The organism is Desulforhopalus glucosivorans, assembly GCF_054397165.1.
This window is the reverse complement of the sequence record NZ_AP044854.1, coordinates 1,318,916-1,338,899: the sequence shown is the minus strand read 5'-3', so window position 1 is coordinate 1,338,899 and position 19,984 is coordinate 1,318,916. Positions and strand designations below refer to the sequence as shown.

At 42.6% G+C, this 19,984-nt stretch carries 16 protein-coding genes; 2 read left to right on the top strand and 14 right to left on the bottom strand.

The genetic code is table 11. The annotated features are described in order from the left end of the window. Positions 1–15: 15 nt before the first annotated feature. From fdhF to ACX6CI_RS05690, 3 genes are read right to left on the bottom strand one after another with little or no spacing between them, the layout of a single operon-like run. A complete protein-coding gene (gene fdhF / locus ACX6CI_RS05700; protein WP_458777204.1) occupies positions 16–2,703 on the bottom strand; it encodes a formate dehydrogenase subunit alpha in 2,688 nt (895 codons plus the stop codon). 5 nt (positions 2,704–2,708) lie between these two features. Further along, a complete protein-coding gene (gene nuoF / locus ACX6CI_RS05695; protein WP_458777203.1) occupies positions 2,709–4,490 on the bottom strand; it encodes an NADH-quinone oxidoreductase subunit NuoF in 1,782 nt (593 codons plus the stop codon). 3 nt (positions 4,491–4,493) lie between these two features. Then, positions 4,494–4,961 (bottom strand): NADH-quinone oxidoreductase subunit NuoE family protein, encoded by a 468-nt coding sequence (locus ACX6CI_RS05690; protein WP_458777202.1) that lies wholly within the window; start codon positions 4,959–4,961, stop codon positions 4,494–4,496. A gap of 584 nt (positions 4,962–5,545) precedes the next feature. Here ACX6CI_RS05690 and ACX6CI_RS05685 point away from each other — a divergent pair. Together ACX6CI_RS05685 and ACX6CI_RS05680 are read left to right on the top strand one after the other, a co-directional pair. Continuing rightward, entirely contained in the window at positions 5,546–6,739 is a 1,194-nt protein-coding gene (locus ACX6CI_RS05685; protein WP_458777201.1) for a radical SAM protein, read from the top strand. 34 nt (positions 6,740–6,773) lie between these two features. Further along, entirely contained in the window at positions 6,774–7,358 is a 585-nt protein-coding gene (locus ACX6CI_RS05680; protein WP_458777200.1) for a 5-formyltetrahydrofolate cyclo-ligase, read from the top strand. A gap of 59 nt (positions 7,359–7,417) precedes the next feature. Here the strand turns inward: ACX6CI_RS05680 and ACX6CI_RS05675 are convergent, their stop codons facing one another. From ACX6CI_RS05675 to acsB, 11 genes are all read right to left on the bottom strand, one after another. Continuing rightward, positions 7,418–9,139: a methyl-accepting chemotaxis protein gene (locus ACX6CI_RS05675; RefSeq protein ID WP_458777199.1), complete on the bottom strand. Its 1,722-nt coding sequence runs from the start codon at positions 9,137–9,139 to the stop codon at positions 7,418–7,420. A 229-nt stretch (positions 9,140–9,368) separates the two neighbouring features. Beyond that, positions 9,369–9,692 (bottom strand): 2Fe-2S iron-sulfur cluster-binding protein, encoded by a 324-nt coding sequence (locus ACX6CI_RS05670; protein WP_458777198.1) that lies wholly within the window; start codon positions 9,690–9,692, stop codon positions 9,369–9,371. Positions 9,693–10,248: 556 nt separating this feature from the next. Further along, positions 10,249–10,869, bottom strand: coding sequence for a DUF3786 domain-containing protein (locus ACX6CI_RS05665; RefSeq protein WP_458777197.1), 621 nt, complete (start codon positions 10,867–10,869; stop codon positions 10,249–10,251). Positions 10,870–10,979: 110 nt separating this feature from the next. Then, the gene (locus tag ACX6CI_RS05660; RefSeq protein WP_458777196.1) at positions 10,980–11,207 is read right to left on the bottom strand and encodes a hypothetical protein; all 228 of its coding nucleotides are present in this window, start codon (positions 11,205–11,207) and stop codon (positions 10,980–10,982) included. Then, positions 11,189–11,632 (bottom strand): hypothetical protein, encoded by a 444-nt coding sequence (locus ACX6CI_RS05655; protein WP_458777195.1) that lies wholly within the window; start codon positions 11,630–11,632, stop codon positions 11,189–11,191. The genes ACX6CI_RS05660 and ACX6CI_RS05655 overlap by 19 nt, the downstream gene beginning before the upstream one ends. Before the next feature lie 71 nt (positions 11,633–11,703). Further along, positions 11,704–13,665: an anaerobic carbon-monoxide dehydrogenase catalytic subunit gene (gene cooS / locus ACX6CI_RS05650; RefSeq protein ID WP_458777194.1), complete on the bottom strand. Its 1,962-nt coding sequence runs from the start codon at positions 13,663–13,665 to the stop codon at positions 11,704–11,706. A 314-nt stretch (positions 13,666–13,979) separates the two neighbouring features. Further along, positions 13,980–14,759, bottom strand: coding sequence for an ATP-binding protein (locus ACX6CI_RS05645; RefSeq protein WP_458777193.1), 780 nt, complete (start codon positions 14,757–14,759; stop codon positions 13,980–13,982). Positions 14,760–14,929: 170 nt separating this feature from the next. After that, the gene (locus ACX6CI_RS05640) at positions 14,930–15,214 is read right to left on the bottom strand and encodes a hypothetical protein (protein WP_458777192.1); all 285 of its coding nucleotides are present in this window, start codon (positions 15,212–15,214) and stop codon (positions 14,930–14,932) included. A gap of 116 nt (positions 15,215–15,330) precedes the next feature. Further along, the gene (locus tag ACX6CI_RS05635; RefSeq protein ID WP_458777191.1) at positions 15,331–16,221 is read right to left on the bottom strand and encodes a dihydropteroate synthase; all 891 of its coding nucleotides are present in this window, start codon (positions 16,219–16,221) and stop codon (positions 15,331–15,333) included. Between the two features lie 115 nt (positions 16,222–16,336). Then, positions 16,337–17,677, bottom strand: a complete 1,341-nt coding sequence (gene acsC, locus ACX6CI_RS05630; protein ID WP_458777190.1) for an acetyl-CoA decarbonylase/synthase complex subunit gamma — start codon at positions 17,675–17,677, stop codon at positions 16,337–16,339. A 79-nt stretch (positions 17,678–17,756) separates the two neighbouring features. Further along, positions 17,757–19,970, bottom strand: a complete 2,214-nt coding sequence (acsB, locus tag ACX6CI_RS05625) for an acetyl-CoA decarbonylase/synthase complex subunit alpha/beta (protein WP_458777189.1) — start codon at positions 19,968–19,970, stop codon at positions 17,757–17,759. Positions 19,971–19,984: the final 14 nt, after the last annotated feature.

Here is a 19,984-nt window from a genome sequence, read left to right as displayed (position 1 = left end):
GAATAGTTTAAACGACTAGCGTTTTTCTATTTTTACTGCGCAAACCTTGGCTTCCATAATTTTACAAATTGGATCCATTGCATCATTTGTAAGCAGATTCGCTGCCGCCTCACTATAGTGAAACGGAATAAAAACCACATTAGGTGGTACAATTTTGGAAACCCTCGCCTTAACCCTGATCTCACCACGTCTTGAACTCACGGTAAGAAACTCACCACTCGCCACACCTAATACATCTGCATCAGCCGGATTAACTTCAACGAATGCTTCAGGTGCAACACGGTTCAGACCTGTGGAGCGCCTGGTCATAGTTCCGGTATGGTAATGGAATAATTGACGTCCGGTAGTCAAAACATACGGATATTCTTGATCTGGAAGTTCTTTTGAAGAAACAAAAGGAACGGGAGTAAACATCGCCTTTCCACCTTCTCTATTAAAACTCTCCTTAAAAAGAAACTCAGTTCCCGGATGTTGCTCATCTGGACATGGCCACTGCAGACTGTTTTTCTCCAACCTGCCATAACTCATTCCTGCAACACCTGGCCAAACGCTTGCGATCTCATCAAAGATTACCGCAGGCTCGGCACTCTTTGTCAGATCGCCTTCTCCTGAAATCCTTTTGAAGACCTGATCAATAATCGCAAGATCAGACAATGCCTGTCCCGGGGCGTTTACAGCCTTTCTAACCCTTTGAACTCGGCGCTCAGAACTGGTAAACGTACCCTCTTTTTCGGCAAAGGATGCTCCAGGCAGTACTACGTCGGCAAGCTCGGCTGTTTCAGTCATGAAAATATCCTGAACCACAAGCAACTCAAGATTTTCAAAGGCCTTAACAGAATGATTCATATTCGGATCACTAACGGCCGGATTCTCCCCAAAAACATACATACCTTTAAGGCTACCTTCAAGCATGGCCCCGGTCATTTCAGATGCCGGCAAACCAATGGTTCCTGATAGCGTTGTCCCCCAGGCCTTTTCAAACTTTTCCTGAACAGCTGGGACATCAACTTTCTGGTAACCGGGATAAACATTTGGCAGGCCACCCATATCGCAGGCACCCTGTACATTGTTTTGTCCGCGAAGTGGATTTACACCTGCGCCCTTTTTACCGAGATTTCCGGTAAGCATGGCGAGATTTCCAACAGCTGAAACATTGTTGGTTCCCATAACATGCTGGGTTATACCCATTGCATAGTAAATTCCAGCATTTTCAGCAGAAGCATAAATACGGGCAGCCTTAATGATATCTTCCGCCGGCACTCCGGTCATCTTTTCACCATACTCCGGAGTAAAAGATTCAAGTGACGTGAGGAATTCGTCATATCCTTCTGTTCTTTCGTCAATAAACGCTTTATCTTCGAGTCCTTCGGCAAGGATAACGTTCATTATGGAATTGAGTAAAACAGAATCAGTACCAGGACGATGTCTCAACCAGAGCGTTGCGAATTTAACCAGGGGAATCTGGCGGGGATCAGCCACAATAAGCTGAGCTCCGTTGGCAACAGCCTCTTTCATACGAAGAGCTATAATAGGGTGATTCTCAGTGGTGTTTGAACCAATAACAAAGAGCGCCTGATTGTCAGCAATCTCTGCAACAGAGTTGGTCATTGCACCAGAACCAAATTTTGCGGCCAGCCCGGCCACAGTAGCACTGTGTCAGTAGCGGGCACAGTGGTCAACATTATTGGTCCCAATACCTACCCGGAACATCTTCTGAAAAAGGTAGTTCTCTTCATTAGTACAACGCGCAGAACAGAGACCGCCTACACTGTCAGGCCCATTGTTTTCTTTGATCACCTTTAATTTATCGGCGACATAATCAAGTGCTTCCTCCCAGGTTGCCTTCTCAAACTGGCCACCTTTTTCTCTCCTGATAAGAGGAGTCGTCAATCGCTCTGGGCTATTGATAAATTCAAAACCAAACCTGCCTTTAACACATAACCAACCTCGATTATGGTTATCAGCATCAGAATCAATTCGTACAACCTTATCGTTGTGGCTCTTCAGAGTTACATTACAACCGCAACCACAATAGGTGCAGGTGGTATCTGTTTTTATTACCCCAGTTGAACGTGGCTTTCCGGCCCAAAGAGACCCGGTCAACGCACCCGTTGGGCATACAGAAACGCACTGTCCACAGAACTCACAATCGAGATCATGGCCAAAAGGCGTGATAACCTTAGCTTCAAAGCCCCTTTCAGAATAGCCGATGGCTCCTACGCCCTGCACTTCATCACAGACCCGCACACAAAGACCACACATAACACACTTATTCTGGTCTCTGATAATAAAAGGGTTGTTGTCAGTACGCTGGTGCTGTCTCACCTCACCAATGAATCGGTTGTCCCGAATACCATAGAGGTACGCAAGTTCCTGGAGGGTACAATCACCGGAACTGGAGCAGACCATACAATCATTAGGGTGATCTGAAAGCAACAACTCAACGGTGGTTTTCCTGAGCCTGTACAATCGTTCACTGTTGGTTTTAACTACCATACCATCAGTCGCAGGGGTGGTGCAGGAAGTAACCGGCTTTGGCATACCCGCTATCTCAACAATACAAAGTCTGCAAGCGCCAAAAGGTTTGAGCCTTGAATCATGACACAGTGTAGGTACATCGATACCTAACTGTTTGGCTGCCTCAAGAACCGTTGCTCCTGCTTCAACCGATACATCTTTACCATCAATATTAAGGTTCAGCATATTCTCTACTCCTTAAGCACAGCACTGAATTTACACGCATCAAAACAAGAACCACATTGAATACAGAGAGCATTATCAATTTTATGTGGTTGCTTCTTTTCTCCTGTGATTGCATTAACGGAACATGCACGCACGCACATGCCGCAGCCGACACACATATCTTCACGAATAAAAAAGGTCAGTAACTTATTACACACCTTAGCAGGACATTTCTTCTGCTTGATATGGGCCTCATATTCATGGCGGAAATATTTAATGGTGCTTAAGACAGGATTTGGTGCTGACATTCCAAGACCGCAAAGACTTGAATCGCGCACATCTTCTGCCAATTCCTGCAACAGTTCAATATCACCTTCCTTACCATCTCCCTCGGTAATTCTAGTAAGAATTTCAAGAAGACGCTTTGTACCGAGACGACAGGGAACACATTTTCCGCAGGATTCTGATTGGGTAAATTCAAGGAAGAATTTAGAAATATTGACCATACAATCGGTCTCATCCAACACAACCATACCACCAGAACCCATCATGGAACCAACAGAGGCAAGTCCTTCATAGTGAACTGGGAGATCAATATGCTGTTGAGGTATACACCCCCCGGATGGTCCACCGGTCTGTACCGCCTTAAAGAGTTTATCACCTTCAATACCACCACCCACATTAAAAATAATATCCTTGAGTGGTATTCCCATTGGAACTTCAATGAGCCCGGTATTTCTAATCTTACCTGTCAGTGCGATAACCTTGGTTCCTGTACTCTTTTCTGACCCGATGGCCGCATACCACTCTGCACCCTTATTAAGAATATGGGGTAAATTGGCAAAAGTCTCAACATTATTGATAATTGTCGGCTTACCCCATAAGCCCTTATTGGCTGGAAATGGTGGTTTGGCCCGAGGCATACCACGCTCACCTTCAATGGAAGCAATAAGTGCGGTCTCTTCACCACATACAAAGGCTCCTGCTCCAAGCTTTACTTTAATTTTAAAACTAAAATCAGTACCGAAAAGATTTTCACCTAGATAGCCCTTTTCTTTGGCATCTTTTATAGCCTTATGCAATCTATCCACTGCAAGCGGATATTCAGCCCTGATATAGACATATCCGATACTGGCACCGATCGCGTACGCACCAATTATCATACCTTCAAGCATTGCATGGGGATTACCTTCAACCACTGAACGATCCATAAATGCACCGGGATCACCCTCATCCGCGTTACATATAATGTAGTATTGATCAGCATCGTTTGCAGCGCAAAAGCCCCACTTAACACCAGTTGGAAAACCACCGCCTCCACGACCACGAAGCCCGGACTGTTTAACAGTATCGATAACCTCTTGGGGGGACAATGTTGTCAGCGCTTTTTCAGCGGCCTTATACCCATCAACCTTTAAATATTCGTCTATGGATTCCGGATCAATCTTTCCAAGATCATGGAGAACAATCTTGGTCTGACTATCATGGAAATTATGGTAATCATCGCCCACCAGCCATTCGGTTACAGGCTTTTTTCCAAGACAGTGTTCATTCACCAGTCTTTTAACCATGTCCTCCTGAATATACTGGTAGGTGGAGACAATACCATTTACCGAGATATCAACCAGTACGTCACGGGCACAAAAGCCCCTGCATCCGACCTTATGGAGTTTGGACTGTTCTTTTACAGTTGCATTAGCTACGCCGGCTTCTGCCAGTTCTTTCTCAAAAGCCTCCATGACCATGTCGCCACCGGCGGCAATACCACCTGTTCCCATGCACACACTCACTACTATTTCACTGTTCATGGATTAATCCTTATATGGTTTCAGACTTTTCACCATTTTACTTGGTGTAACTTTTCCAAGCACCTTGTCATTGATGAGGACAACAGGGGCAATACTACACGCTCCAACGCAGTTGACCCGCTCTGTGGTGAACTTCATGTCTTTGGTTGTTTCCTGCCCCTCTTTAAGCTTGAGGTCCTCATTAATTTTGGAAATAATACGAGGAGCACCTTTAACATGACAAACGGTGCCGCAGCAGACTGTGACGATATTTTCGCCCCGGGGATTTTGATGGAACTGCGAGTAAAACGTTACAACACCATAATATTTAGATGCCGGAACGTTAGATTTTTCAGCAAACCAATTAACAACATCTTCCTGTATATAACCGAACTCTTTCTGAATCTCCTGAAGCTGAGTTATTATGTTGTCTTCATTAGCGACACATCGATCATATATCGCCTCCAGGGCTTCCGTTTTCTGCATGTCCATATACGTCTCCGTAAAGATGATTCTTCACTCCAGGAAAGGTACTCCATGAAGCGCTGAAACCGATTCTCCAGCTAAGTTGTTGTATTTATTTTGTTTACTTCAATATCCTATTATCTCCGATAAACAAATTTTGTCAGCAAGCATTGAGTTACGACGGTGACTGAAATGAGTATTCATATAAAATGTGCTAGTATAACCAAAAACCACCTAGATTTCCAACATGTTTCATGTCTGTTAGTTCTAATATTTATTTGGATTATTAGACCTTTTAAGATTTTTGACAATAGTACCTCAATCCTGTAATCATACTATTACATGATTCGCTTTAGTGCCTTGCTCCTGAACTTCTGTAAAAAAACAAAAAACTCAGGAATTGTTTTTGAAATCGTAAGCTTAATCTTACCACCAGATAGTGAACGTAGTCAGACCTTAGAAGCACTTATCCCAATCATCGGGGTTAGTCTATTGGTATACGAGGACCGTAACAGTTCACCTCAATCCTGTATCTTAGTATGAATAATGCCGCCATATCAAACAGGTGTGAAATCTCCCTGAACAATCAAGGAAGCCGCACCTTTCCAAAAATGTCATTTCCGATCATTTCCGGAATATACAATGAGATAGATACCCTCAAACACTGTTTTCACTTCAATCTCAACCATGAAATTATTCGCATAAGAGACAAATCCGGAAACTGGAATCATCCCCATGAATGGCTCAATAGAACTGTAGGTAATGACTGGGTATATAACTCAACTGGAGGGTACACTGGAGTTTTCGAAGCAACCGGAGAATACTATCTTCCAAATTTTCCATATTCAAGTAATAGCATCTTAGGAGGCAAACCGTTTGCAAATGAGGCAATCAGCAGCATCATTGACAACTGGTCCACCTATCTTAATCAGCTAATCGGCACAATTACCGAGTCACAAGAAGATATAGCTTTTCTTTCCTCAGTTCTTGAAAACAGTCCGATCAAACTCTTAGAAAAAACAAAAAAATTCCATAATATTACTGGTGGTCAAATATCTGTCCTTCCACCAGACGCGCGCCATGTCGGTTACAATATCATCCCTGTCATGATTTCAAAGGGCTGCATATATAAATGCAGGTTTTGTAAAGTCAAAAACAAACACCCTTTTCATGAACTTGATCAACGAAGTATAGACCTACAGCTTCAAGAGCTCAAAGAACTCTACAGTAAGGATCTTGTCAATTACAACAGTATCTATCTTGGGGAACATGACGCCCTGAGGAGCAGTACAGAAACAATCGTCTACGGTATAAAAAAAGCGTTCAGTACACTTGAGTTGTATAACTCTTATCTTGATGGGATGAACTGCTTTTTGTTTGGTTCGGTAACGTCACTACTCGAGGCGCCAGAGGACCTCTTTTTCGAGTTACAAAAATTACCCTGTAACACATATATAAATATTGGTCTCGAATCACCTGACCAAGAGACATTAGACCGACTAGGAAAACCAATTACCTCAAGTATGGTGTTAGAGGCGTTTCAAAGGATTCAATTTTTAAACAATGCGTTTCCAAAAATAGAATTAACTGCAAACCTTGTAATGGACAGTACTCTACCGCCCAGCCACTACCAGGAGACAGAAAAATTACTCCGTGGCTCACAAAGGTTTCAACAAAACAAAGGAACCATTTATTTCAGCCCGCTCTGTTTTGACAGCCCATCAAGGGCGCGACTTTTTGAATTCAACCGATTAAAACTCCTCAGTCGTTACCCAACATACCTGTACATAATTCAAAGATTATAAATCACCATTCACTTTCCAAGTAAAAGGTAAGACAATGACACTAAATTCAAAACAACTGCGAAAAGAAACCTTGCAATCAAGGGATTCACTTACAAAAGAAATTATTCAGAAGGACTCCAGGACTATTTGTGAACATCTATGTAACCTGCCAGAAATTAAAAACTGCACCACAATATTTGTCTATGTCAGTTTTAGAAGCGAGGTAGCTACTTTTGAGCTCATTGAAACACTTCTGGCTGCGGGGAAGACCGTCACTGTCCCGATTACCTATGTAAAAGAAAGGCGCCTTGATGCCATACAAATCAGAAATTTAGTAAAAGATCTGGTCCCGGGATATTGTAATATTCCTGAACCCACGCCTGAACTTTGTAAAAACGCTATCATTTCCCCAAATACAATTGAAGCAATCATACTACCAGGATCAGTATTCGATAAAAGGGGAGGACGGTTTGGCTATGGTGGTGGATTTTATGATCGCTTTGTCTCTGCTATTCCAAAAGCAACAAGGATTGGTCTTGCCTATGACTTACAGGTCGTAGACGAACTTACCTTACAAGCCCATGACGAAATGCTTGATTATGTTATAACCCCTTCACAAACATACAAGAGTTTTAGATAACAAAAAAAGGGCCTTCTCTTAATCAAGAGACGGCCCTTTTTCCAGTGTCTATACGTTTTTTAGATCTTAAACATATCAACAAGAGATTTAAGTTCACCAGCCAGATTCTGTAGATCGGTTGAACTCACCTCAACCTGTGAACTACTTGTAGAGACTTCACCAGTAGCTTGGTTTACAAGGGCAATTTCTGAAGTAATTGTAGAAGCAACCACCGAGATTTGACTCACATTCTCATTTACCTCTCCGAGTCCATCCGCGGCCTGATTAATGTTCATAGCAATTTCTTCAGTTGCCTTAGTCTGTTCCCCTACCGCTGTGGTAATTGTTGCGACAATTTCATTCACACTATTGATAACCGTGGTAATTTCTTCAATATCTGTAACCGTGTTGTCCGTTGTCTGCTGAACGTCTTCAATCTTGTTTTTAATGTCAAGTGTTGCCTCAGCAGTTTGCTTAGCTAGCTCTTTAATCTCATTTGCTACTACCGCAAACCCCTTACCAGCTTCACCTGCACGGGCAGCTTCAATGGTTGCATTCAGGGCAAGCAGGTTAGTCTGCTCAGAAATCTCGGTAATGGTCTCTGTAACCTTACTAATAGCATTAGCCGAAGAACCAAGTTTTGCCATTCTCTGGGAGGTCGTCTCAGCTTGAACTACTGCTTTTTCTGAAATATCATGGGCTTGACTTGAATTAATAGCAATCTCATTAATGGTAGCAGTCATCTCTTCAGCAGCACTTGCCACCATACTCGTATTAGTGGTGGACTCTTCCATTGCTGCTGCGACGTTATTCAAGTTAGAACTCATTTCTTCAGCAGCAGTTGCAACTGTATCTGAGCGCTGTGATGTGTCCTGGGAATTACTAGAGAGATCATTTGCAACCGATGAAAGAGTTACTGCTTCATCACTGATTGTTTGCGTATTTTTACTGATCGAGCTGATAATCCCTTGCAGTTTTTCAATAAAGATATTGAACCAGCCAGCCAGCTCTGCAATCTCATCTTTACTTTTAATTTCAATTCGTTTTGTGAGATCACCCTCGCCTTCAGCAATATCTTTGAAGTTGACAATCATAAGTTTTAAGGCGTTCACCAGGCCAAAAACAATAAACAGGCAAAGAGTAATGATTCCTACAAAAATAATACCTGCTGAAATGAGCATAGTGGTCAGATTTTTAGAAACCTGAGTCTGAATGTTCTCATTCATCTGCGCCTTATAGGCATCAATATTGTCCAGGTAAACACCTGTTCCGATAAACATCTGTGTTCCAGGGATCATTTCAGCATAGCTAAGTTTTGCAGTTTCTCCTGCCCCTGGCTTATCCCAAGTGTATGTATAAAACCCACCACCATTCTTGGCAACGTCCCTAAGTTCGCGGACTAGAAAATTACCATTTCCATCTTTTAAATCTTTTAAGTCTTTCCCATGCAGAGATTTTTTTGGAGGAAGAGCTATATTAGTCGTCCCTTCATACACAAAGAAATATCCTGATTTATCCTCTTCAAAGCGAATATCATCAATGAGCATCCGGATAACTTCTATCTTTTCATCCTTGTCAGCTATCCCATCAATGGCGTGACCTATGGCCAATGCCGCAGTATGACACGCCACCTGAATTTTAGCCTTTTGATCTTCAAGCATTACATTGGTAACTTCCTTTAAACCAAGATCGCGTACCTTGTTGCCATTCTGTACAGCAAAAAATATCATCATTAAAAACAAAACAAGTATCGAAAGAATGATGAGATACATTCTGCCTTTAACTGAAAATCTATTTAACATCTACTCTCCTCCAATCTAGGATTCATATTTCACTATTCCTTCAGCAATCCTTCATTAAGTAACCTTCACTAACGCAAACGAACAGTATCTTGAGACTTCATATAAATAAGTTTATAGGAGGATTTTCCATTTGTACAATTTTTATGATATTTTTCTGATGTTTTTTAAAAACCACCCAAGCCTACGGTTTCACAAACTCTTTCTAAGTCTTTACCTGTGCACGACACCATCATTTCAATCTTTTTGAACAGATTGAATCCAGCTCATCTCCGGTAGGTAAATATATGGTTACATCCCGCAAAAGATACGTCTGACAAGCAAGCCTAAAACCATTTTCTATAACTGCACTTCCAAGCCTTCTTTTTTCATTATCATTTACAAGTGAAAGCTTTTCCGCGCCCTGTAAAATCTTCACACGACAACATCCACATCCGGCCTTTCCTCCACAAATAGTATAAATGGGCTGTTCTTCATTTAGCAATGAAACAAGCAGGCTACGCCCTGGAATAGCCGGAACCGTTACCCCGTAATTATTGATATGAATTTTAGACATATTATTTTCAGTGGAGCAGACCGTTTGATATTATAAATCACATTCCCACTCATCGTGAAACGAGCTTTCAATCCTTCTCATTTCAAAGTTCATTACAATAGACGCAAGGTATTGTGTATAGTACGGGTAGGAGTTTCCTGTAACGAAGGCAACTATTTTTAAGTACGGAACTGTCTGGATAGATGCGATAAATCTTCACCCGTACACCTATATACAAATGAAGATTTTTCTTATGGGAGCACTCAATTACTTTGTTTGGCAGTTTGCCGAGTCAACAGTTTTACCACAACTTTTGCATTGTACTGTTTCTTTAAGCTCATCTGAAAAAACCTCCCAAGTATGACCACACTCCGGGCAAACCAACGTAACTTCTGACAAGGATTTATTACTCTCAAAACCTGGACAATGAGTTTCAGTCATGACAAACCTCCATTGGATGAGTTTATATGCAGCTTAATTCCTGACATCTGATAAAAATAACCATATTTCTGTCATTTACCAGAAGCATACACCATCAAAGGTCCAAAAAAAAATTTTTATGTCATTATTTATGTCATTATGACACAGTGTTTTCTGTCAAAATACTAGCGAGGTGTGTTCCGGTCATTGAGAGACATTCCATATCAAGATAATTTGCTGCACTGCTGTTATATAAAATGGAACAAGCGGCAGGAAAGAGATCATCACAGTCATTAAAATTAAGAACAACTGGTATTCTTGGTAAGGCATAAAACCGATAAGAGAGATCGTACACCTCGGTATCCAAGGCTTCTCCACCAGCATCTAAACATCTTCCATGCAGCTCTTTAACTCTTCCTGTAAAAAATTTTTCTATTCGCTGTGTGGTATTGGTGGTGAAATATGAGATAAGTGGAGCAGCATCCTTAAATTCTCTATAGGGTTGAAGTCTATTCTTAGAAAGAACGGGTTCAAGGGAACAATGAAGAATATATTTACAGATGATAACCTGGAGGGATACTGACAAATCTCTGCCATCATCTGTAACAATCCCGCTTTCAGAAAACCAGTAGGTTGAATTATAAATTGGGATGCGAAGGGTATCATCAATTCTATCAAGACCTAGAATATCCGCCTTGGCGAGATAATCAATTTCACGTATCTGTCTAAGGTACTCCTGATAGGTTTTTGCAAAAACTTCAGAACGAGGAGGCTGCATTACAGACCTTGTAGTGTATTACCCTTTGTAATCTTTTATAAAAACCAGATATCCGGGTATTGGTTTAACCTTAGAGAGGTCCACTATTCACCAGAGCCATGGTCCTAGTTTTACTTCTCATCTTCAAGGTTTAGTTTTTTAATGATAATTTCTTTTTCGTCTTCCAGGGCAAACAGATCCTCCATGACCGGAGGTTTTACGGAATGGGCAGGTATACGTTTTTCTATTTCACGTAGCTCTTCTTCTACCTGGAATAACCTTGCTTTTAATTGTTCTCTGTAATCTTCCATGGTGTAGAAAAGAGTCAATGAAATAAAGATTAAAAAGACGGAAGGCAACGAATTTCCTCTTCAAGCTGCTCCACCTCACGAGGATCGGCCCTTCGCTTTTCCGTTGTATAAATAATAGTATTACCAATTTTTCTTGTTCTCGTAAATTGAACAATTTCAAATCGTTCATATCCATCGAGCAGATCTTCAACCCAGACCACCCTTTCGACATGCATACCGAAGTCGTGACAGATATGTTGTGCAAATTTTTCTGGATGTGCTGAAATAGACTGACCAATCCCTGTCTTCGCGTAAACACAAACATAGGGTTTTAACAGCTCAACGTTACCAGGGGATGAAGGACGTTTATAGATTTTCACATCATAGGCCCCCGCTGACCACGCAATGGGCTCCCTGTCATCCTTTTTAATACCATCCCAACTATACCTGCCGACATAAATGGAATTTTCAAGAAGAGCAAGACAGTGCGACATGTTTCACCACCTTTTAGTAGCAGGGAAGAAGAAGTCCTTCCCTGCTGTTGGTTTAAATTTCCAATAACACCTTATGCCGATGCATCAAGAGATCGTCTATCGGCCATATCAGTCAAGACTCGCTCCCTCGACTTATCTATTCCAAGCTCAGCACGTTTTTTGTCAATATGTGCTATTAACAGCCTCGCCATCTCTTTTGGATCGTCTGCAAAACCCCACTTGCCAAAACCAAGTTCCTCGTAATCTTCAAATAGGTGCTTTTCAAAACGAGTTCCTTTGGTCATTGGAAATGTGTGCCCAAAGACAACGTATACACCAGAGGCAACAAAGTATTGACCAATAGCTATAGCCTTTTCACTCATCCACTCAGGTGCACACCCCACTGCCGGTAAATCAGCAATACAATCACCTAAACCACCTACTTTTACCATTTCAGAAGCCGCGATAAGTATACGACTGTTATCAACACAGGAGCCAAGCCCCAATACTGGTGGCATACCTACCGTTTCACAGACTTCCGCAAGACCGGGACCCGCTAAAGCAGCAGCGCCCGGACCTGACAAACCAGCTTTTGCAAGAGCCATCTGAGAACAGCCGGTCTGCAAAACAAGCACATCATTTTTAATGAGTTCTTTTACGAGTTCAACATGGGAATAGTCCTGCTTGGAGCGAGGATTGGTGCAACCAACAATACCTGCTACACCTCTAATTCTGCCGTTAATGATATTATCATTCAACGGCTTATAACTTCCACGAAATGATCCTCCCAACATATAGTTGATATACTCATAGGAAAATCCATGAACGCCTTTTGCCTTAACCTGTGGGATTTCAACTGGCATTTTCCGGTTTTTAAATCTGGTAATGGCCTTGATTATTATCTCATCTGTACAGGCACGCGGATCGTGTTCTTCAAGATGAATGTGGAGTGATCCTTCTATTTTGGCACGATAGTTAGTGGTAATGAATGGCGTATCATAAAAATCGGCAACTTTCTTAAGACCTTGTTTGATACACTGAATATCAACTGTCATTGCGTCGATTGCACCTGTGACCAGAACAGCTTCAGTGCTTGAAAAGTTACCTGCATGGGGCAAGCCGTGTCTGGACATTGCCTCGAGACCAGAGCAGCACATGCCAACAAGGTTAATTCCTGCTGCCCCTGCATTTTTTGCAGCGTCTTTTAAGACCGGGTCAGCTGCAGAAACAACCATAGACTCTAAGAGATTTGGTTCATGACCATGGATAATAATGTTCACCATATCTTTTTTGAGTACTCCCATATCCACTTCAACTTCAAGCGGCGCTGGTGTTCCAAATAGAATGTCAGAGATATCGGTGGAAACCATGGAGCCTCCCCAGCCATCAGCGAGAGCAGTCCTTGATATCTGTTTTGTTATATTTTCATAATCCTGATCAACTCCCATTGCGGTTCTATGCATCATTTCCATAATCTCACGCATGGCACCACGAGGAACAATTCCTGCCTCACGCCAATGCTCAAGAGTCTTCGGGGGAACTCTTTTCACCATTGGTATCTCTCCATCAACCTGGGTGTAGGTTAACTCCAATGCATGGTAGAGATCCATTGCTACATCATTAAGCTCCCTTCCTTCAGTTACAATATCGAGGGATTCCGCAATCTCAATCAATTTGATAGGATCTTTAATCGAATAATCCTTAGCCGTCCCATTAATAACGTCTCGAAAAAGTTCTAGCATTGCCATACCATGATCAGTATGTGCGGCTGTTCCTGCTGCAACCATCCGACCAAAATTCCTCGCGACAATGGTGTCAACTGTAGCTCCACAGACACCGACCCTGTCATAGGGGCTGTTAACATTCATTCGACAAGGTCCCATTGCACAGTGCTTACAGCAGGCAGCCTGTTCACCGATAGGACAAGCTTTCATGGAATTTGCCCGATCGAAAAACAGTTCCACCCCATCTTTTCGAGCCTTAGTGATCATCTGGGCAGTACTTTCACACGTGGTAATATCCTCTACATTTATAAGTTCTAGTGGTTTTGCCATGGTTCCTCCGAAATGAGCGTTGCAATGGTTATAGGTTCTCTCAGGCACACGATGTGTCATAAACAAAATGTACTAACTCACAGGACTTATTCTGGACTAAAAATACTATTCAGAACGGCCACATTAAGAGAATCTTTCCTTTTTGGGATTCATTCTCACTTAAATACAATGCCACCACAGCGTGATATTGTCAAGAACAATAGCACAATATTATTACACTAATTTAGGAGGATAGAGAGGAGAGAGAAACGGGACAAAAGGATAACAATCTGTCTGAACTAGATGCTCAAACAGACTGTTATGTAAGGGAAATTTTATTTTTTGAGGCTTTCAAGGCTGGCAACTATGTCATACAACTCAGATGGTGCATCTTCAATATTTTCAAAGGGTCTTCTTCCTTCTCGATCAGAAGCAACTACCTCGTCATTTTCAGGAAGAAAGCCTAAAATTTCAAAATCTGGTAATGAAGTCCTTATCAGCTCCTCATCTTCAGGTCCCTTTACACGGTTACCGAGCACCAGAACTTTTTGAATACCTATGTCAGTTCCAAGCTTTCTAATTTTTTCTGCCGCCGCCCGACTCCTGGCCCCAGGATTAACGACAATAACGAGGGCATCAACAGATGCCGAAGTCGCCCTGCCTAAATGTTCCACACCCGCCTCCATATCCATTACAACTATGTCATCTCGAAACAAAACAAGATGGTTCATCAAGGCTTTAAGGACAGTACTTTCTGGACATATACAGCCGGAGCCACCACTCTGCACGGTCCCCATAACAAGTAGCTTAACATTATCACGTACAAGGGAGAACCTGTCCGGAATATCATCGACCTTCGGATTGAGGCTAAAAAACCCACCCATGGTTCCAGCTTTTGCACCTGTCCTCTCTTCGATTAACTCTGTCAATCCTGAGATAGGTGTAATAGGTTCATCTTCGGAGATACCAAGACCTGCAGCAAGATTAGCCACCGGGTCTGCATCGATTGCTATGACTTTATTATTCTCGTTGACCGCAAGACATCTTGCAAGCAATGAAGTAACTGTTGTTTTACCAACGCCCCCTTTTCCACCTATAGCAATTTTCAAACTCACGTCGTTCTATCCCCTTTGCACCTTATTTCAGAAATATCTGTAACAGAAACAAGAAATACGAAATCTTTTTTAAACTCAAGAGTTAAGAATAAACACCACCATGCTTATCCTGAATTAATACCCCTTTCCCAGGGTTAGATTGCATGTATAGAATGTAGAAATTAACGCGCCTACTCTTTAACTATTTTTCCATCAGCATCAACTACCGCAATCACAAATCCATTTTTTTCAGCAGCTTCTGAAATTTCCTCTATATGAACTGCCTGACATTCATGTTTTACACCTTTTTCACGAGGGAGTTCAAGAAAACAGTCATTTGCTTCCTCTCGGGTGCGAAACACAGGAATAAAGTTAAGATCCTTTGTATCATTATACAATCCGAAATATGTTTCTTTAGGCCCGGGGTTGCATACAAACACATAGACCCATTCATCTGAATTGTTATTTTCTTCCATAGCTTAAGCCTGCCTTTTTCAGATAGAGTTACTCGTTTAAAACGGTTTAAATAAAATGACAAAAAAAGCCCCACCCTGAAGCAGGATGAGGCTTTTGAGCGTAACACAAACTGGTGTTAGATTTCCAGATATGAATCAGAAAAAAGATTCTCACCGGTGATAACCTTAACGGTTTTAACATAATCACCCAACTCTTTGGTAAGAGTTGAGATATCAGGTGCATTTCCATCCATGGTCTGATGTACAACATCAACGATATCCGGACGCTTTCCTTTAGCAACATCGGTCAAGTTAGTGTCAAGAGGATCGGAGATAACTGACTTCATGCCTACTCTTTCAAGCATAATCATGTAGGTCGTGTTGAGAATTGGACGAAGATGAACAGGAGGACCATTGGAGATATTGGACAGACCACAAGTGGACATGGCACCTGGAGCTATATCTTCAATCATGGCCTGAAAATCCATAAGAGCCATACATTGAGCCTGCTGAATATTCACTGGAGTAACAATCCCATCAACCCAGATTTTCTCATTAGGAATGCCTGCTTCATTTGCTGCATATAACAATTCAACCGCGAGAGCTGCGCGCTCGTTTTCGTCTCTAGGGAGACCATCAGGCCCCCACATGAGAGCTACGATATCGGCTTCATATTTAGCAGCCATTGGTAACATCTCAGTATAACGCTCTGGACGTGCCATAATGGAGTTTACAATATGAGGCTTGCTGGAAGGCTTACAGACCTTTAATCCTTCTTCGATAGCAGCAATATTTGATGTATCAAGAAGCAACGGGATGTCAGGTACGACTTCCTGAACAACTTGAACAACCCATGGCATCAGTTCGTGACCATCTTTTTTTGCTGGACCAAGATTAATATCTATGTAGTCCATTCCCAGCTTCTGCTGCTCAAGACATTCTTCCTGAATCGGTTTTGGGTCGCGTTCTCTATATGCCTTCCCAATTACATTGGAAATAACATTGAGGCTTTCACCAAAAAGAATCATATTTTTCTCCTTTGTCAAAAAATAATAGTAACGAACTCTTCTATACTTCTTGTAAACTTGTGTAATAAGAGAACAGTAGAGGTGTATAACTCAACACCTCTACATATTACCCTGATTATTTACTTTTAAGAAAGCCTGCCAGGTGAGCAGCCTCACGAGGCCCAACGGTAATAGTCCATCCTGAAAGCTCTTCTTCCACATCACCTGCAATTGCTGCCGCATAACCAGGAATGATAATTTCAGTATGCTTGACCTTATCCATGATACCGGATTTTTTAACAAACATTCCGACATCATCACCACCAAATTTACCTGCTGCCCATGCGGTGAGAACAGAAAGTCCCTCTGCATCTTTAATAAGCAGCCATGCAGGAACCTTGCTTGCTTCAATCTCACCAGAGACGATGAAATACGTTAATGCAAAGTTTGTAGTAACAAGGACTGGAGAGTTCTCATCAGGGTTACCAATCTCAAAGATACCTTCGGTCACTGTCATTGGACGCTGTGGATCGGTGAAGATATTCAAACGCTCAAGCAGCAGTGGGAAGATAACTTCAGTGGTCAGCTCTGACATTACAACGATGCCACCGTATTTTGCAACAAACATACTGGCGATGAGGCCTTCAGTTGCAATGTTGGTGGCCATTTCACTTGGGAAAGTGATGGTTGGAAAACCAAGAGATCTGTTTCCATCTTTAAGTGCTGCGCGACGGATCGCTACCTGATCTTCAAGAGCCTGCTTAATCTCACGGCTACCTGAATCAAGAACCAAATCCTTGATTCCCATTCCGGTCATCTTGTCACTGAGCGCAATGAGTCCATCAATGGAGTCTGCTTTAATTGCCAGCGGCAGATCATTATCAAGGGCGATCTTTCCAAAAGCATCAGCATTAGCATCAGTTGCAGTATACATAAGAGGACGTTTGAAACCTGCGGTTTTCACAGCGCCTTCCATTACCGCGGCATCCTCAGTCATCAAAACAAGATTGAACTCAGATGTCTCAGCGATGAGTTTTGCGAGCGTTGCAAAAGCAACACCATCACCATTAACATCTTTCAATGCTACCATCTCAGGCCTGAGGTTTAAACCAACACGCTCATACTGCAGAGCGTTCCAGGCAGTAACCGTTGCTGTTACATCAGCTTCAGAAGTATCAGAAGTTATGATACCAGCAAACATTGTAGGATTAAAAAAGGTCTTCTCGTGTCTGAAAAGAACGGTCTCCCCACCAACCTTAGCAGCGCGGACACCTTTACCAAGAGCTACAGGACGAATAGGTGGAGCAGAAGCTTCAGCCAGTTGTGCTCTTGCTTCATCAGAAACATAAGGGCAAGCATCGAGTTCGGCTTTTCCTGAAGCAAGGTTCATAGCAAATGCAAGGCATGTTGGTACACCACACTCCTTACAGTTCGTTTTTGGCAGGAGTTTGAAAATTTGAATTCCTGTTAACGCCATTTTTGTTGTCTCCTTATCAATATTCTTCGCGGGAAGTACATGGTCTGAGGATGTCAGACCATGCGCCCTGCTTCAACAATTAGCCAATAAGAGGGTCCATCTTAAGTGCAGGATGGCCTTTTTCCTCGAGCCATGGCAGGATCTCTTCTTCAGTTACACCGACGGTTTCGTCAGCAATCAAATCTGCGAAGTTCTCAACACCCATTTCGGCGCCACGGGCGTTTAATCTGTCACGAATCTCGTCTTTAACAACCTTTGGCATCCAGACCATTCGGAGCAATCCACCATCACCTAAGATAAACTTCTTTTGGGTGATGTTAAATTTGGAGTGGCCAACAAAGCCAGGAGACGAAGCACCACCACCCATAACACCGGCAAGAGTGGTAAACTTCATTCCGGATGGGGTCTCACCGACATAGTCACGGCCAACAGTCATGATACCGTTACAGCTTGGTAGCATAGCCGCAATACACTCACAGCAACCACAGGTGGTCATTGGTGCATTAACCATGGAGTAAAAGTTATATGTATCGATAGCACCCTTAGAGGCACTCTTAATAAATTCATCGACACCTTCAAAACGTCCAAGTACCGGATCAAGAACCTTTCCTTTCTGAATTGGCTGATTAGGACCGGTTGGATTGATTTCATAGGAAGCTTTACAATCCATCCAGTTATAAGCGCCACAAAGACCTGTTCGTTCAGGAGAGACTGAACATACATGACTTGGAGCAAAAGACTGACACAAACTACATGAGTAGAAGGTCTCAACATCTTCATCAGTCATGTTATCCACACGTGCATCACGGGTTTTATACTCTTCCCTTGCCTGTGCGGTCAGTTTATCTACAGCATCTTTTTCGGTGTAAAGTATAACTTCAACCTTATCCACTATCTTTTGGAAATCCTGATGGAATTTCGCATGAAGAACAACACCGATATCTTTTAAGGTAAAGCCTTTTTCTACCGCAGCCTTACTGATACGTACCCAGGAGATATCACGCTGACCAATATGCATGATGCCTTGAATATAGTTAACAAGGTGATGGATCTGACGTTCCATGATTGGCTCAAAATCAGCCTGGAACTCACGACCTGCAATCTTAACCATAATACCAAGTGGAAGAACATCCCGTTCTTTCATATCACCAATATCAGGTCCAACTACAGTTACCTTACCATCTTCGATGTCGCCCATTTCAGCCATCTTTACGAGCTCAGTACACTGGGTCTTACCGCCACCCATTTGACCAAACAGATCGCCACCACGAACACGCTCACCCTCAAAGGCAGGACCAAAAGCAAGAGGTATGTCAATTTCGGTAATGTTGATCTTCAGACCGCGTACTTCAACCGACTTCTGACAGATCTCGTCGTGGGCTACATTTGCCACAACGTGCTCATAGGTACAGATACCTGTTGGAAGAATCTCAGGGATATCAGTGTCTGCAAGTGTTGGGAAGCCCCAGTTAACACAACCGGCAGCTGCGACTGCCCACTCTGTACCAACGTCACCGAGAGCATTAACAAATGCAAAGATACGGTTTTTGTTGTACATGAGCATTTTGCGGTAATCACCAGGCTGAACGCCACCAAATGCCATTGCGGCGCGGTTAGCAAAACCAAGGGCGAATACAGCTGAAGAAATATCTGGTCCAAAAGGCACGATACGTGTATTCCAGCCAACCTGCATTCCAGCTTCTAAACATTGTTCGATGACTGTTTTACCGTAGTGATTCGCGGCACAGAAAATATAGAGGTTTTTCTTCTGGTAATCCTCAACAATCATCTGAGCTGTCTCGGCATTAGGAGCGGCACCAACAATTGCCGCAAAACCAGGAGCTGAGCCATCGACGAATTCAACACCACGTTTTCTTAGAATAATATCGCTGGCAGGACCAACCCAGATTTTTCCAGCATCGATATCTGGATCTTCTGCGTCAAGGTAGAAATCAGGCTCCCTTAAAATACGCAGAGCCTCTTTTACTTCATAGGCAAAGATTCCTGCCATTCCGGCATCAAGGAGAGGCCCGAGATACGGCAGGTGATTGGAACCTTTTATATGCGGTGGAAGAAGGCCGCGGGCAAATTCCATGGGCTTTTTCAGATCTTCCAGGGTCTCACATTTCATACCTGTGAGAGAATAAATAACCGGTAAGTAATATGCGGTATTAGGAAATCCAATCTTAGTACTGGCATCGTAGGTTTGTAGGGCCTTCTCAAGGTCTCCTTCTACCTGTGATACGACCTTATAACCGCCCTGTATAGCTGCAAATGCTACTAATCTTGACATGCTAAACTCCTTTG

What these genes read in the sequence shown, in the direction of transcription:
- nuoF (WP_458777203.1), bottom strand. Translation starts at nt 4,490, where the DNA reads ATGAACAGTGAAATAGTAGTGAGTGTGTGCATGGGAACAGGTGGTATT.
- ACX6CI_RS05690 (WP_458777202.1), bottom strand. Translation starts at nt 4,961, where the DNA reads ATGGACATGCAGAAAACGGAAGCCCTGGAGGCGATATATGATCGATGT.
- ACX6CI_RS05685 (WP_458777201.1), top strand. Translation starts at nt 5,546, where the DNA reads ATGTCATTTCCGATCATTTCCGGAATATACAATGAGATAGATACCCTC.
- ACX6CI_RS05680 (WP_458777200.1), top strand. Translation starts at nt 6,774, where the DNA reads ATGACACTAAATTCAAAACAACTGCGAAAAGAAACCTTGCAATCAAGG.
- ACX6CI_RS05675 (WP_458777199.1), bottom strand. Translation starts at nt 9,139, where the DNA reads ATGTTAAATAGATTTTCAGTTAAAGGCAGAATGTATCTCATCATTCTT.
- ACX6CI_RS05670 (WP_458777198.1), bottom strand. Translation starts at nt 9,692, where the DNA reads ATGTCTAAAATTCATATCAATAATTACGGGGTAACGGTTCCGGCTATT.
- ACX6CI_RS05665 (WP_458777197.1), bottom strand. Translation starts at nt 10,869, where the DNA reads ATGCAGCCTCCTCGTTCTGAAGTTTTTGCAAAAACCTATCAGGAGTAC.
- ACX6CI_RS05655 (WP_458777195.1), bottom strand. Translation starts at nt 11,632, where the DNA reads ATGTCGCACTGTCTTGCTCTTCTTGAAAATTCCATTTATGTCGGCAGG.
- cooS (WP_458777194.1), bottom strand. Translation starts at nt 13,665, where the DNA reads ATGGCAAAACCACTAGAACTTATAAATGTAGAGGATATTACCACGTGT.
- ACX6CI_RS05640 (WP_458777192.1), bottom strand. Translation starts at nt 15,214, where the DNA reads ATGGAAGAAAATAACAATTCAGATGAATGGGTCTATGTGTTTGTATGC.
- ACX6CI_RS05635 (WP_458777191.1), bottom strand. Translation starts at nt 16,221, where the DNA reads ATGATTCTTTTTGGTGAAAGCCTCAATGTTATTTCCAATGTAATTGGG.
- acsC (WP_458777190.1), bottom strand. Translation starts at nt 17,677, where the DNA reads ATGGCGTTAACAGGAATTCAAATTTTCAAACTCCTGCCAAAAACGAAC.
- acsB (WP_458777189.1), bottom strand. Translation starts at nt 19,970, where the DNA reads ATGTCAAGATTAGTAGCATTTGCAGCTATACAGGGCGGTTATAAGGTC.